Raw genomic sequence first — 15,326 nt, 5'->3', positions numbered from 1 at the left:
CGTCGTTCCGTACAGAGAGGTCCGCCTTGAATCTGCACCTGCCCGCCGATTTCCTGTGGGGTGCGGCCACCGCCGCGTACCAGGTGGAAGGCGCCGTCGACGCCGACGGCCGCCTCCCGTCCATCTGGGACGACTTCGTCCGGGTCCCGGGTGCCGTCCTGAACGGCGACACCGCCGACGTCGCGTGCGACCACTATCGGCGCTGGCCGGAGGATCTCGCCATCATGAAGCGGTTGGGCCTTGACGCGTATCGCTTCTCCGTCGCTTGGCCGCGGGTGATCCCGACCGGTCGCGGCACGGTCAACGCGGCGGGTCTCGACTTCTACGACCGGCTGGTCGACGCGTTGCTCGAAGCCGGGATCCGGCCGTTCGCCACGTTGTTCCATTGGGACCTGCCCTCGGCGCTGAAAGGCGGCTGGCCGGAGCGCGACACGGCCTACGCGTACGCCGATTACGCCGCCGTCGTCGCGGCTCGGCTGGGAGACCGGGTCGCGGACTGGAACACCGTGAACGAGCCGCTGTGCTCAGCCTGGCTCGGCTACCTCGAAGGCCGGTTCGCCCCCGGCGTCAAAGACCTCAAGCAGGCCATCGACGCGTCGCACCATCTCCTGCTCGCGCACGGCCTCGGCGTGCAGGCGATCACCGCCAATGCCGCGAAGCCCGCCAACGTCGGCCTGGTGGTCAACCTCAGCGGGATCGAGCCCGCGTCGGACTCCACCGCGGACGTCGAGGCGGCGAAGCGGATGGACGGACACGTCAACCGGTGGTGGCTCGACCCGTCGAACGGCCGCGGCTACCCGGCGGACATGATCGAGGTCTACGGCGTCGAACCGCCCGTGGTCGGTAACGACCTCGAAGTGATCTCGACGCCGGTCGGCTTCCACGGGCTGAACTACTACTTCCGGCAGATCGTCGAGGACGACCCGGACGGTCCCGCACCCCGTGCCCGGCAGGTGCCGGTCGAAGGCGCGGCGACCACGGCGATGGGCTGGGAGATCCACGGGCAGGGACTCGCGGACCTGATCCACCGGCTCGCCAACGAGTACGGCGCCCGCGCCATCTACGTCACCGAGAGCGGGGCGGCCTTCGACGACAAGGTCGCCGAGGACGGGTCGATCCACGACGCCGACCGCATCGCCTACCTGGAGGAACATCTGGGCGCCGTGGCCGGGGCCGCCGAAGCCGGGGCGCCGGTGAAGGGTTATTTCGCCTGGTCGCTGCTCGACAACTTCGAATGGGACAGCGGGCTGAGCAAACGGTTCGGGCTCGTGCGGGTCGATTACGACACGCAGGTCCGCACGGTCAAGGCGAGCGGGTACCGGTACGCGGAGATCATCGCGGAACACCGGAAACGCTGAGGGGTCCCGGTATGTCATGAAAGGGCCGTTCAGGACATATTTCGTCCTGAACGGCCCTTTCATGACACCCGACCCGCCGGGGCTGAGCCGGCAAGCGGTTCGTGCGGACGGATGGACCGAGGGGTCCGGATTCGTCGCGCGGTACGAACGGACGTCCGCCGAAACCTCCTAGGGTCGCCATGAACGAGGCGATCCTAGGAGGCGAAGTATGCGGACACTCTTGCGTGGCGGTCGTGTCGTCGATCCGGCGACGGGCTTCGACGGTACGGCCGACGTGCTGGTATCCGACGGGGTGGTCACCGCCGTCGGGGAGGGTTTGACCGCCGAGCCGGGCGACGTGGAGATCGACGTCCGCGGGCTCGTCGTCGGACCGGGTTTCATCGACCTGCACAGCCACGTGCACACCATCGCGGGCCAGCGGCTGCAGGCGATGGACGGGGTGACGACCGCACTCGACCTCGAAGCCGGGCTGATGCCGATCGAGCGAGCGTATGCCGAGGCGGCCGCGGCGGGACGGCCGCTGCACTACGGGTTCTCCGCGTCCTGGGGTGCCGCGCGGGCGCAGGTGCTCGCCGGGATCGAGCCGGACGCGAATATCGACAGCGGTTTGGCGGTCCTCGGAAACCCTGTCTGGCAAAGGACGTCGTCGCCCAAGGAACTCGCCGCATGGCTGTCCCTTGTGGACGGTGAGCTGGCCGCGGGCGCGCTCGGCGTCGGCGTGCTCCTCGGCTACGCGCCCGACACCGACCCCGGCGAGTTCCTCGCGTTGGCCCGGCTGGCCAAGGAGGCCGGGGCGCCGACCTACACCCACGTCCGTGAACTGGTCGAGGTGAATCCGGAGACGCCCATCGACGGCTCGGCGGAGATCGCGATCGTCGCGGCCGAGACCGGCGCGGCGATGCACCACTGCCACGTGAACAGCACCTCCGGTCACCAGATCGAGCGAGTGCTCGCGGCGCTCGAAGCCGGGCGCGCGGCCGGGTCGCGGGTGACCGTCGAGGCTTATCCGTACGGGGCGGGCAGCACGGGGATCGGTGCGGCGTTCCTCTCACCCGAACGCCTGAAGATGAAGGGCCTGTCCCCGTCCAGTGTGATCATGCTGGAGTCGGGGGAGCGGATCGCCGACGAAGGCCGCCTGCTCCAGGTACGTGCCGAGGATCCCGGCGCGCCGTGCATCCTGGAATTCCTCGACGAGAGCAGCCCGCACGATCTCGGGCTGCTGCACCAGGCGCTCGCGTTCCCGGACGCCATCGTCGCCAGTGACGCGCTGCCCGTGTACTGGAAGAACGGCACGAGCGAGAGCACCGAATGGCCGTTGCCGCCCGGCGGCGCGACGCATCCGCGCACGGCGGGGACCTACGCCAAGACGTTGCGGCTCATGGTGCGGGAGAGCAAGGCCTGGACGTGGCTGGAGGCGTTCCGGCGCTGCTCCTACCTGCCGGCGCGCGTACTCGACGAGGTCGCTCCCGGCGCGCTGGCGAAGGGACGGCTGAACGTCGGGGCCGACGCCGACATCGTCGTCCTCGACCCGGAAACCATCACCGACGCCGCGACCTACTTCGACTCGACCAGGCCGTCGGTCGGCGTCCGGCACCTGTTCGTCTCGGGGGTCCCGGTCGTCACCGACGGGAATCTGCGCACGGACGCGTTCCCCGGCAAGCCGTTGCGGGGTGAGCCTCGATGAGCGAGCTGCTCGCCGACATCGAGACACTCGTGCGCTGCGAGTCACCGTCGTCGGATCACGCGGCTGTGGCCCGCAGTGCCGAAGTGGTGGCCGAGGTCGGACTGAGGCTGCTCGGTGCGGAGCCCGAGCGGATCGTCGTGGACGGGGTCACCCATCTCCGCTGGCGATTCGGCGACGGCCCGCCCCGGGTGTTGCTGCTCGGTCACCACGACACGGTGTGGCCCCACGGTTCGCTGGAGACACATCCGTTCTCGGTGCGGGACGGGGTGCTGCGCGGCCCCGGTTGCTTCGACATGAAGGCGGGCGTCGTGATGGCGCTGCACGCCGCGGCGACCGTTCCTGACCGCGACGGACTGTCCATTCTGGTCACCGGTGACGAGGAGATCGGTTCGCCGTCGTCCCGTGCGCTGATCGAGGAGACCGCGGCGGGCTGTGACGCGGCGTTCGTGCTGGAGGCTTCGGCCGACGGCGGTGCGCTGAAATGCCGCCGCAAAGGCGTTTCCCACTACCGGGTCGAGGTCGTCGGCCGCGCCGCGCACGCCGGGCTCGAACCGGAGAAGGGCGTCAACGCGGGAATCGAGATCTCCCACCAGATCCTCGCGGTGGCCGCGCTCGCCGACCCCGCGGCCGGGACCAGCGTGACACCCACCGTCGTCTCGGCGGGAACGACCGTCAACACCGTGCCCGCCGCCGCGAGCGTGGCCGTCGACGTCCGCGTATGGGACGAGGCCGAGCAACTCCGCGTCGACCGGGCCATGCGGGCACTTCCTCCGGTACTGGAAGGAGCCGAGGTCCGGGTGACCGGCGGGATCAACCGGCCGCCGCTCGAAGCGGGCTCGTCGGCCGGATTGTTCACGCTGGCCCAGGATCTGGCGGGCGAACTCGGCCTCGGAGAACTGACCTCGGCGTCGGTCGGTGGCGCCTCGGACGGCAATTACACCGCGGGTATCGGGGTTCCCACCTTGGACGGTCTGGGTGCCGTCGGGGGCGGAGCGCACGCGGATCACGAACACGTCGTCGTCGCGGAACTGCCGCGCCGCACCGCTTTGCTGGCCGCGCTCGTGGAGAACGTGCTCGCGAAACGGGATCCGTCCGGTGCGACGAATCGCGCGGGCGAATCTGGTACGGCACGACGGTGACTCGGCCGTCGTGCGGGGAAAGGATTGTCCCGTGACGAATCTTGCGACGAACGCGGAAAGCCTCGCGTCGGCGGAGGTGCGCGACGAAGCCGTCGCCGCCGCGCGGGCCGCGGCCGCGGCTTCGGGCGTCGAAATCCGCGAACTCACCGAAATCGCCGAGCTGGCCGCGGTGGTCGGCCTGTTCGAGTCCATCTGGCGATCGGCACCCGGCGCGCGGCCGGTGAGCACGGAACTGCTCCGCGCGATGTCCAGCGCGGGGAACTACGTCGCGGGCGCCTTCGAGAACGGTGAGCTGCTGGGGGCTTGTTTCGGATTCTTCGGGAGTCCCGGAAAGGCGAGTCTGCACAGCCACATCGCCGGTGTCGCCAAGGCGGGGGCGGGCCGTGGGATCGGGCACGCGCTCAAACTGCACCAGCGCGGGTGGGCCCTGCTCCAGGACGTCTCGGTGATCACCTGGACGTTCGACCCGCTGGTGCGCCGCAACGCCTATTTCAACCTGGGGAAACTCGGCGCGCGCCCGATCGGCTACCTGCCCGATTTCTACGGTCCGATGGAGGACAGCATCAACGGCTCGGGCGACACCGACCGGCTGATGGTCGGGTGGGATCTCAAAAGCCCGGAGGTCCGTGCCGCCGCCTTCGGAGAACCCGTCCTCATCGACGCCGAAGCACTGGGCGCGGTGAAGGCGCTCACGGTCGACTCCGACGGCGGCCCGAGCATTGGTTCGGCCGACGCGCCGACCGTGCTCGTCGCCGTCCCGCCCGACATCGAACGGTTGCGCCGCACCGACCCCGGTCGCGGCACCGCGTGGCGCGCCGCCCTGCGTGAAGTCCTCGGTGGACTGATGGCGGACAACGCCCAGGTCACCGGTTTCGATCGTGCCGGCTGGTACGTGATCTCGAAGGAGCAGTCGTGAAACTCAGCGGTGTGGAACTGCGCCGGGTCCGGATGCCGCTCGTGGCCCCGTTCCGGACGTCGTTCGGAACGCAGTCCGAACGGGAACTGCTGCTCGTCCGCGCGGTGACGCCGGCGGGCGAGGGCTGGGGCGAATGCGTCGCGATGGAGGCGCCGCTCTACTCGTCGGAGTACAACGACGCCGCCGAACATGTGCTGCGCACCCATCTGATCCCCGCCCTGCTGGCCGCGGAGGACGTGACCGCGTACAAGGTGACGCCGTTGCTGGCGAAGTTCAAAGGACACCGGATGGCGAAGGGGGCGCTGGAGATGGCGGTCCTCGACGCCGAACTCCGCGCGCACGAACGATCCTTCGCGGCCGAGCTCGGGTCCACCCGCGACTCCGTGGCCTGCGGGGTCTCGGTCGGGATCATGGACTCGATCCCGCAGCTGCTGGACGTCGTCGGCGGCTACCTCGACGAGGGCTATGTCCGGATCAAACTGAAGATCGAGCCGGGCTGGGACGTCGAGCCGGTCCGTCAGGTGCGCGAGCGCTTCGGTGACGACGTGCTGCTCCAGGTCGACGCGAACACCGCGTACACCCTGGGCGACGCGCCGCTGCTGTCGCGGCTCGACCCGTTCGGGCTGCTGCTGATCGAGCAGCCGCTCGAAGAGGAGGACGTGCTCGGCCACGCCGAACTGGCCAAGCGGATCCGGACACCGATCTGCCTCGACGAGTCGATCGTCTCGGCCAAGGCCGCCGCGGACGCGATCAAGCTGGGCGCGTGCCAGATCGTCAACATCAAACCGGGCCGCGTCGGCGGCTACCTCGAAGCACGCCGGGTGCACGACGTCTGCGCGGCGCACGGGGTGGCGGTGTGGTGCGGCGGGATGATCGAGACCGGGCTCGGCCGCGCGGCCAACGTCGCGCTGGCCTCGCTGCCCGGTTTCACGCTGCCGGGTGACACCTCGGCCTCCGGCCGGTTCTATCGCACCGACATCACCGAGCCTTTCGTGCTGGACGCCGGGCATCTGCCGGTACCGACGGGACCGGGACTGGGCGTGACTCCGATTCCGGAACTCCTGGACGAGGTCACCACCGAGAAAACGTGGATCGGTTCGTAGCGCACCACGAAATCCGGGGTTAGATTTGGTCGGATCGAACCAGTCGGTTCGGTGAGACCGGGTTTAACTTCGGGGGGTGCTGACACCGGTGCCCAGCAAGCCGCATACGAGCTTGGGACGCGTCCTCGAAGACCTCGGGGACGTGCTCCTGGAGCCGGTCGCGGTCGGCCGGACCACCCGCAAGCAGCTGGGCGGGGTGGTCATCCACGATCCGCACGACGAATCCGAAATCCCTGGCGGGGCCGTCGTGCTCGGCGTCGGGGTGCGGGATCGGGACGAGATCGTCCGCCTCTTGCACGACGTGGGTGCGCGAGGCGCGGCGGCGCTCGTCGTCCGGTCTCCCGTCACCCCGGCGCCGGAACTCCGCCGCGCCGCGGACTCGTCCGGGGTCGCCCTGCTCGGCCTCGCGCGCGGCGCGTCCTGGGCACAGCTCGCCGCCATGCTCCGGACCTTGCTGGCGGAAGAGGACGTCGGCGAGGTCTCACCCCAGACGCTCGGCGGAATGCCGTCGGGGGATCTCTTCGCGCTGGCCAACGCGATCGCCGCGCTCATCGACGCGCCGGTGACCATCGAGGACCGCAGCAACCGGATCCTCGCCTTCTCCGGGCGCCAGGACGAAGCGGACCCCTCCCGGGTCGAGACCATCCTCGGCCGTCAGGTGCCGGAGCGGTTCGCCCGCGGCCTGGAACGGGACGGCGTCTTCGAGCGGCTGTACCGCGACCACGCGCCCGTGTATGTCGATCCGCAGCGGTACGACGACAACGAGATCGCGATCCCGCGCGTGGCGTTCGCCGTCCGCGCCGGCGACGAGGTACTCGGGTCGATCTGGGCCGCGGTGCGGGAACCGCTCAGCGAAGAGCGGACGCAGGCGCTGATCGACGCCGCCAAACTCGTCGCGCTGCACCTGCTTCGGCTGCGTGCGGGCGCCGATGTCGAACGGCGGCTGCGCGCGGACCTGGTGAGCACGGCGCTCGAAGGCGGGACCGGTGCGCCGGAGGCGATCGCCCGGCTCGGCCTGCTCGGCCAGCCGTCGATCGTGCTCGCCATGGGCCTGCTCGGCGCGCCCGATCCCGAGGACGATCTGAGGCTGGTCGCCGACCGTCAGAGGGTCGCCGACGCGCTGGCCATGCACCTGAGCGCCGTCCAGCCCCGGTCGGCCGTCGCGCTGGTCGGCGACGTCGCCTACGGCATCCTTCCGATGCCCGGCGGGCACGCCGACTGCCAGGAGCGTTCGGTGCGGGTCGCGTCGACCTTCCTGGAGCGCACGGGACGCCGGGCGGCGGCCGCGATCGGCATCGGACCGCTCGCGCTCGACGCGTCCGGGCTGCACGCCTCCCGCGACGGCGCGGACCGGGCGTTGCGCGTGCTGCTCACCAACGGCGGCGCCAAACGCGTCGCGACCGCGGACGACGTCCACGTCGACGCGCTCATGCTCGATCTGGCCGACCTCGCCGCGGCCAGGGGAGACGTCGCGACAGGACCTGTCGCGCGGTTGCTCGCCTACGACGCGCAGCACCAGTCACAACTGGTGCACACCCTTCGATGCTGGCTCGACGCCTTCGGTGACATCGGCGCCGCGTCCGCGTCGGCCTACGTCCATCCGAACACCTTCCGCTACCGGCTGCGGCGGCTCGCCGAGGTCGGCGAGATCGACCTCGACGACGCGGGGGAGCGGTTCGCCGCGATGCTGCAGTTGCGGCTGCTGCCCCGTGACGCGCGGACCGGACTGCCGGGCGCCGAAGACTGACGTTGGTCTTCCGGCCCGAAACGACGGCCGATGTTCGTGTGATCGCACGAACTCCGCTCGACGACCGCGTTTCAGAATGAGTGATCGGCGCCACGCTCGCGTCGTTCTCCTTTTCTCCCCAAGTTTCCGCGGAGGCGCCATGACGGCAGTGGTCAACGAGGACACCTGGACAGCACGGCGGATCAACCGGACGGCGCTCATCACGATGGTGGTGATGGTGTTCGCCTGGGCGGTCGACTACATCGACCGGTTCTCGATCGGGATGGCGCTGCCGATGATCGGCGCCGAATTCGAGCTCAGCAAGACCCAGCAGGGCTGGCTCGTCACCGTGTTCGCGCTGGTGTACATGGTCTGCCAGATCCCGGCGGGTTTCCTCGCCGACCGGTACGGCTCGCGGGGGCCGATGCTGGCCACGCTGCTGCTCTGGTCGGCGTTCACCGCGATGACCGGGATGGCGGGCACGTTCGGCATGCTGCTCGTCGTCCGCGGCCTTTTCGGTGTGTGCCAAGGACTTTTCCCGGCGGCCTCGTTCAAGGCGATCGCCGAACGGACCACGCCCGGGAATCGCGCGACAGTGACCGGCGTGATGCTGTCCGCCGGTGGCATCGGTGCCGGCCTGGCGCCGTTGATCGTCGGCCCGCTGCTGATGGCGGTCGGCTGGCGGCACACGTTCTTCTGGATGGCGGGTGTCGGCGCGATCATCGGCGTGGTCGTCTGGACGCTGCTGCCCAAGGCGCTGCCCGAAAGGCTGAGCAGCCTTCCGCGCGACGAGGCCAAGACCCCGGAGGTCTCCCGCAAGCAGGTGCTGAAGTCCTTTGTGGTCTGGAAGTTCACGCTGTTGTTCTGTGCCACCAACATGCTGAACTACGGCCTGATCACCTGGGTGCCCAGCTATCTGCTCGAGGCGCGTGGCCTGACGCTGAACCAGACCGGTGTGCTCGCGGCGATCCCGATGCTGGTCAGCATCGGCACCACCATCCTCGGCGGCTGGCTGTTCGACCGCTACTTCCACGACCACGGCCGGTGGTACCTCAGCTCCATCGCGCTGGTGACCGTGGTGCTGCTGATCCTGATGGTGTCCGCGGAGACCACGGCGGAGTTCACCCTCTACGAGACGCTGGCGCTCGCGGTGTTCGGCATGGCGACGATGGCCGTCTTCGGTCTGCCGCTGCGAGTGCTGCCCACGGCGGTCACCGGGATCGGGATGGGAGTGATGAACTTCGGCGGCCAGGTGGCGGGCGCGGTCGCGCCGGTGGCCATGGGCTGGCTCGCCGACGCGTTCTCCTACACCGCGGCGTTCGGTTTCCTCATCGGCACGACGTTCCTCACCGCCGTGATGGCGTTCTGGGTACCGCAGAACCCGGCGCAGTTCACGTTCTCCCCGGCCGGTTCCCGCTCGGCGTCGTGAGTGGCGTTTCGGGTTCTAACCCGAAACGCCACTCACGACCCCAACGCAGACAAGGAGTTCCATGTCTACCGCGTCCCAAGTCACCGAAAAGATCACCGAGCGCGCGAAGGAGGTCGGAGTCCGGGTCCGGCTGCACGCGGCCGAAATCGACGGCTCCCGGAGGATCGGCGTCGACGAACACGCCCCGGTCGTCACGGCGTCGGTCTTCAAGGTCCCGATCGCGCTCGAACTGGCGAAGCAGGGAGCGGAGGGCGCGCTCGACCTCGGCGAGCGGATCACCGTCCCGCCGGGGCATCCCACGCCCAGCCCGTACGGTCTGGCCACCTTCCGGCACGAGATCACGATGTCCTGGTACGACCTCGCGATCCTGATGATCGGGATCAGCGACAACGTCGCCACCGACCTGATCCTCGAGCGCGTCGGCAAGGAAGCGACCGAGAAAACGTTGCGAGACCTCGGTTTCGAGCACACCACCGTTTCGCAGGACTGCGGTGAGGTGCTCGGCGGTATTGGGGAAGACCTCGGGATCTCCTACGAGGACGACGAAAGACTGCTGACCGAGCTCCCGATCGAGCGGATCAAGGCGTTGCGCGCCCTGCAACCGGAGCACAGTTGCGCCACGACCGCGGAGGAGATCACCCGGCTGCTCGCGCTCATCTGGCGCGACGAGGCGGCGGCTCCGGCGGCGTGCGCGGACGTCCGGCGCTGGATGGACCTCCAGGTGTGGCCGCACCGGCTGCGGTCCGGGTTCCCGGACGACGGGATCCGCGTCAGCGGCAAGACCGGGACCCTGCCGTCGGTGCGCAACGAGGTCGGCGTGGTCGAGTACCCGGATGGCGGCCGTTACGCGGTAGGGATTTTCACCGACGCGGTCGACGGGCGGTCGCGGGTGCCGGAGCGGGACGCGTTCATCGGTTTCGCCGCGGCACAGGCCGTCGAATGGCTCAGGCTTCCCGAGGCCGACCGCGAATGATTCGTCCGCCCGGATGAATTTTCCCGCCGCTCTCGTCGTTCCGCACGAACCGGTGACGCCCGTCACCGGCCTAGCATTCCGGGAACCGCCGGACCACCCTTTCCACGGACAAGAGGTGCGCATGTCGAAACTTTCCGAAATCGATACCTGGCTCGCGGAGAACTTTTCCGCCCTTCTGGAGAAGCATCAGGTGCCCGGCGCCGCCATCGCGGTCTTCGCGAACGGCGAGGTGATCGACCACGCGGCCGGAATCCTGAACAAGAACACCGGTGTCGAGTCCACAGTGGACTCCGTATTCCAGATCGGGTCGATCACCAAGGTGTGGACGACCACCCTGGCGATGCAGCTCGTCGACGAAGGCAGGCTCGACCTCGACAAGCCGGTCCGCGACTACCTTCCCGAGTTCACCCTCGCGGACGACGACGCGGCGTCGCGGATCACGGTGCGGCAGCTGACCTGTCACACCTCCGGATTCGAGGGTGACATCTTCACCGACACCGGGCAGGGCGACGACTGCGTCGCGAAGCTCGTGGCGACGCTTTCCGACGTGCCCCAGCTGTTCCAACCGGGGGAGATGTTCTCCTACAACAACGCCGGGTACTGCGTGCTCGGCAGGATCGTTGAAGTCCTGCGCGGCAAGTCCTACGACGACTGCCTGCGCGACCATCTCTTCACGCCGCTCGGCCTGACCCACGCCGCGGCCGGGCCCTACGACGCGATCCGGTACCGCGCGGCGATCGGGCACCTCCAGCCGAAGCCGGACGACGAGCCGGTGGCCGCGCCCGCCTGGGCGTTGACGCGGTCCAATGTGCCGGCGGGTTCGCATCTGGCGATGCGCCCGCGTGACCTGCTGACCTTCGTGCGCATGCACCTCAACGAAGGCCGTGCGGACGACGGCACCCAGGTCCTGAAGCCCGAAACCGCCCGCGCCATGTGGGAACGCCAGGTCGAACTGCCCTACCTCGGCTTGATGGGCGGGGCGTGGGGCCTCGGCTGGATGATCTTCGACTGGGACGGCGGCCCGGTGATCGGCCACGACGGCGGCACCATCGGCCAGTCCGCGTTCCTTCGCGTGGTGCCGGGCAGCAACGTCGCGGTGGCCCTGCTGACCAACGGCGGCAAACCGTTGCACCTGTACCTGGACGTCTTCCGGAAGGTGCTGGGCGACCTCGCCGGCGTCGAGGTCCCGCCGCTGCCGGAGCCGAACGCCGCGGAAGCGCCGGCGGACCCGTCGCGCTATGTGGGCGAGTACTCGTCGCAGGTGGCGGACATCGTCGTCACGCAGGACGAAGAGGGCGGCCTGTGGCTGGAACGCACGATGAAGGGCATGTTCGCCGACCTCGGTTCGGCGCCGGAGAAGACCAGGCTGCTCGGCTACAAGGGCGACACCCTGGTCGCCGAGCACGACGGCCTCGGCCTGCACATGCCGCACGCGTTCGTCGGTGACGACGGCACCGGCCGCGCGTTGTTCGTCCACACGGGACGGGCCGACCGCCGGGTGGCCCGGTGACGGCGATCGCCGACGAGATCGAGGCCGTCTTCGCCGAGGCGGGGGCACGCGGATTCGTGCACGCGCGCGAGATCGGCGTCCCCGACGGCCCCGAAGTCGGTGTCGGCGCCGACGATCCGGTCGTGCTGGCGTCCGTGTTCAAGATCCCGGTGGCGGTCGCCTTCGCCCGTGAGGTGGCCGCCGGACGGATCGACGAAACCGAGCGGACCCGCGTCACCGCACGGTACCGGATCGGCGGGATCGGGACCGCCGGCTGCGCGGACGACGTCGAGATGAGCTGGCGCGACCTCGCGCATTTCATGCTGACGATGAGCGACAACGCCGCGACCGACGTCGTCTACCACCGGGTCGGGCAGGAGGCCGTCGACCGGGTGCTCACGGACCTCGGCCTCGCCAGGACACGGCTGGTCGGCTGCTGCGAAGACCTGTTCGCCTCGGTGATCGCCGATCTCGGCGCGAAACCGGACGACGACCTGGAAGCCGTCTTCGCCGCGGCGACCGAAGAACAGATGTGGAAGCTCTCGGTGCTCGACCCGGAACGCACGACGTCGTCGACGCCGAGGGAGATCACCGCGTTGCTCGACGCGATCTGGACCGACCGCGCGGGCGACCCGGCCGCCTGCGAACGCGTGCGGACGATCATGGCGCAGCAGATCTGGCCGCACCGGATCTCGTCCGGTTTCCCCTCGGGGGTCGCGATCGCGGCCAAGACCGGGACGCTCCCCGCCGTCCGCAACGAAGCGGGGGTGGTGACCCATGTGGACGGTCGCCGCTACGCCGTCGCGGTGTTCACCCGCGCCGAATCCCTCGCCGACCGCCAGCCCGCGGTCGACTCCGCCCTCGGTGAGGCCGCCCGCCTCGCCGTCGATCACCTCCGTGCGCAGACCGTGACCCAGTAGGAGAAACCGCATGAAGAAAGCCCGGCTCACCGCCGCGATCACGAGCGTGGTGGCCTTGACCGTGAGCGCGTGCGGGGGGACGTCGCAATCCGGGCAGGACCGGACCGCGAACCAGAAATTGACCGAGGGCAAGACCTTCACGATGGCGATCGGCACCGATCCGGGAGCACTGGACCCGGCGATGACCGTGCTCTCGGTCGCGCTCGACATCGGGCGCTACCTCTACGACAGCCTGATCAACCTCGACGAGGCGGGCAAGCCGATCGCCGGCCTCGCCGAGAAGTGGGAGGCCACCACGACCACGGCCTCCTTCATCCTGCGGAACGGGATCACCTGCGACGACGGCTCGCCGCTGACCGCGAGCGACGTCGCCGCGAACGTCAACTTCGTCGGCGATCCCGCCAACAAGTCGCCGATGTCCGGGCTCACCGTCGCGCCGGGGACCAAGGCGACCGCCGACGACGCGGCGCGGAAGATCACGCTCACCAGCGGTGCGCCGGACGCGTTCCTGCTGCGCAACGTCGGCGGCCTGCCCATCGTGTGCGGCAAGGGCGTGACCGACCGACAGGCGCTGGCCAAGGGCAAGTACGGCACCGGCATGTTCACCATGACCGAGATCGTGCCGAACGACCACTACACCCTCACCCGGCGAAAGGACTACGCGTGGGGGCCGGGGGACTGGCAGCGTGAGCAGCCCGGACTGCCGGAGAAGGTGACCTTCCGAGTCATCCAGAACATGACGACCGCCGCGAACCTGCTGCTGTCCGGTGAGCTCAACGGCGCCCGGATCACCGGCCAGGACCAGCAGCGGCTGCGTGCACAGAAGCTGTTCCACGGCGAGCAGGTCGTGCCGATGGGCGAGATGTTCTTCAACCAGGCACCCGGCCGGGCGGGCGGCGACCTGGCCGTGCGTCGCGGACTGGTGCAGGCACTCGACCTCGCCCAGATCGGCAAGGTGCTCACCAGCGGCTCCGGGGCGCCCAGCCAGGGGATGGTCACCACCGAACCCAGGGCGTGCGCCGGGGACGCGGTGGCGGGCAAACTCCCCGCGTTCGACGTCGCCGCCGCGAAGTCGGCTCTCGACGCGGCCGGCTGGAAGCCGGGAGCGGACGGGGTGCGGGTCAAGGACGGCAAACGGCTCGCGCTGACCGCCATCTACGGCACGCAACTCGGGCCGACGATGGCGCCCGCGGCGGAACTGATGCAGCAGTCGTGGAAGGCCGTCGGCGCCGACGTGACGCTCAAGGGCCTCGACAGCCCCGGGACCAGCCAGGTGCTCTTCAACACCGGCGAGTGGGACATCTCGCTGGCGCCGGTGACCTTGCTGCTGCCGAGCCAGGTCGGCCCGTTCGTCTCGGGACCGAAACCGCCGGCGGGCACGAACTTCGCCCATATCGAGAACGAGAAGTACACGTCGCAGGCCGCGCAGGCGGCGCGGATGTCCGGTGAATCGGGCTGCGCGACCTGGCTCGCGGCGGAACAGGCGCTCATCGAGCGGCTGGACGTCGTGCCCTACGTCAACTCGGTCATCCCGACCTTCGGCAGCAACGCGCGGTTCAAGGTCATCTTCGGTTCGGTGGAGCCCTCGTCGATCCGGATGTACAGCTGATGGCCGTCTCGGTCGCCCCGGCCGGATTGCGCGGCAACCCTTGGCTGTCGTTCGCCGTGCGCCGCCTCGGCCGGTTCGCGATCTCGTTGTGGGTCCTGATCACCACGGCGTTCCTGATGATCCAGCTGATCCCGGGCGACCCGGTCCGGGCGGCGCTCGGCCTGACCGCGCCGGTCGAGCTGGTGAACGCGCGGCGGGCGGCGCTCGGCCTCGACGATCCACTGTGGCTGCAGTACGTCCACTACCTCGGCGGACTGGTCACCGGTGACTTCGGGACGTCGATGACGAGCGGGCAGCCGGTCTCCGAGGTGATCGGCGACCGGCTGCCCGCCACCCTCGAACTGGCGTTGCCCGCCTTCGCGGTGGTCATCGCGGTGGCGATCCCGCTGGGCCTGCTGTTCGCCGTGCTGACCCGCGGCGGACGCCGTCGGGGCGGCGAGCTGGCGTTCACCTCGACGACCGTGCTGCTCGCGGCCATCCCGGAGTTCCTCCTCGCCGTGGCGTTGGTCGCGTTCTTCTCGGTCCAGCTGGGCTGGTTCCCGGTCGCGGGGAACGCGGACGCGAGTTCGTTCGTGCTCCCCGTGATCGCGCTGGCGCTCGGTCCGGCGTCGGTACTCGCCCGTATCGTCCGGGTGGAGACGCTTTCCGTGCTGGGCAACGACTTCATCCGCACCGCGCGGGCGAAGCGGCTGCCCGCGAGGCTGGTGTACCTGCGCCACGCCTTGCCGAACGCGTTGACCGCGACGCTCACCATGGGCGGGCTGATGCTGACCGGCATGGTCGCCGGGACGGTGCTGGTGGAGAACGTCTTCGCCTGGCCGGGCCTCGGTTCGACCATCGCCCAGTCGATCCTGCAGAAGGACTATCCGCTGGTGCAGGGGATCGTGCTGGTCTACGGCATCGGGGTCCTGCTGGTGAATCTGACGGTGGACGTGCTGCTGGCCGTCCTCGATCCGCGTTCGACGATCCGGGAGAACTGA

Annotated in this window: 12 protein-coding genes; all 12 read left to right on the top strand. The window is 69.6% G+C overall.

Annotated features, from left to right (window positions below; translation table 11 throughout):
* Positions 1–26 precede the first annotated feature (26 nt).
* The 12 genes from AB8M46_RS21245 (at position 27) to AB8M46_RS21190 (ending at position 15,326) form a co-directional block, all read left to right on the top strand.
* Complete coding sequence (locus AB8M46_RS21245; protein WP_378421605.1) at positions 27–1,358, top strand: GH1 family beta-glucosidase; 1,332 nt, start codon at positions 27–29, stop codon at positions 1,356–1,358.
* A gap of 208 nt (positions 1,359–1,566) precedes the next feature.
* Positions 1,567–3,042: an amidohydrolase family protein gene (locus tag AB8M46_RS21240; RefSeq protein WP_037338557.1), complete on the top strand. Its 1,476-nt coding sequence runs from the start codon at positions 1,567–1,569 to the stop codon at positions 3,040–3,042.
* Positions 3,039–4,181, top strand: a complete 1,143-nt coding sequence (locus AB8M46_RS21235; RefSeq protein WP_394361302.1) for a M20 family metallopeptidase — start codon at positions 3,039–3,041, stop codon at positions 4,179–4,181. The genes AB8M46_RS21240 and AB8M46_RS21235 overlap by 4 nt, the downstream gene beginning before the upstream one ends.
* Positions 4,182–4,212: 31 nt before the next feature.
* Positions 4,213–5,097 (top strand): hypothetical protein, encoded by an 885-nt coding sequence (locus AB8M46_RS21230; protein ID WP_037338555.1) that lies wholly within the window; start codon positions 4,213–4,215, stop codon positions 5,095–5,097.
* Positions 5,094–6,200, top strand: coding sequence for an o-succinylbenzoate synthase (gene menC, locus AB8M46_RS21225; RefSeq protein ID WP_394361301.1), 1,107 nt, complete (start codon positions 5,094–5,096; stop codon positions 6,198–6,200). Before AB8M46_RS21230 ends, menC begins: the two co-directional genes overlap by 4 nt.
* Before the next feature lie 76 nt (positions 6,201–6,276).
* On the top strand, positions 6,277–7,947 hold the full coding sequence (locus AB8M46_RS21220; protein ID WP_394361300.1) for a PucR family transcriptional regulator: 1,671 nt from the start codon (positions 6,277–6,279) through the stop codon (positions 7,945–7,947).
* A 139-nt stretch (positions 7,948–8,086) separates the two neighbouring features.
* Positions 8,087–9,355, top strand: coding sequence for an MFS transporter (locus AB8M46_RS21215; protein WP_037338545.1), 1,269 nt, complete (start codon positions 8,087–8,089; stop codon positions 9,353–9,355).
* 61 nt (positions 9,356–9,416) lie between these two features.
* Positions 9,417–10,328: a serine hydrolase gene (locus AB8M46_RS21210; protein WP_394361299.1), complete on the top strand. Its 912-nt coding sequence runs from the start codon at positions 9,417–9,419 to the stop codon at positions 10,326–10,328.
* A gap of 121 nt (positions 10,329–10,449) precedes the next feature.
* Positions 10,450–11,838: a serine hydrolase gene (locus AB8M46_RS21205; protein ID WP_125733772.1), complete on the top strand. Its 1,389-nt coding sequence runs from the start codon at positions 10,450–10,452 to the stop codon at positions 11,836–11,838.
* Entirely contained in the window at positions 11,835–12,737 is a 903-nt protein-coding gene (locus tag AB8M46_RS21200) for a serine hydrolase (protein ID WP_037338537.1), read from the top strand. Before AB8M46_RS21205 ends, AB8M46_RS21200 begins: the two co-directional genes overlap by 4 nt.
* Positions 12,738–12,747: 10 nt before the next feature.
* The gene (locus tag AB8M46_RS21195) at positions 12,748–14,346 is read left to right on the top strand and encodes an ABC transporter substrate-binding protein (protein WP_394361298.1); all 1,599 of its coding nucleotides are present in this window, start codon (positions 12,748–12,750) and stop codon (positions 14,344–14,346) included.
* Positions 14,346–15,326, top strand: a complete 981-nt coding sequence (locus tag AB8M46_RS21190) for an ABC transporter permease (RefSeq protein ID WP_394361297.1) — start codon at positions 14,346–14,348, stop codon at positions 15,324–15,326. Before AB8M46_RS21195 ends, AB8M46_RS21190 begins: the two co-directional genes overlap by 1 nt.

The sequence above is a fragment of the Amycolatopsis sp. SB7-3 genome (genome assembly GCF_041021335.1).
GTDB lineage: Bacteria > Actinomycetota > Actinomycetes > Mycobacteriales > Pseudonocardiaceae > Amycolatopsis > Amycolatopsis japonica.
Note: the sequence above shows the minus strand (reverse complement) of the source record. Positions and strands in the feature narration are given on the sequence as shown.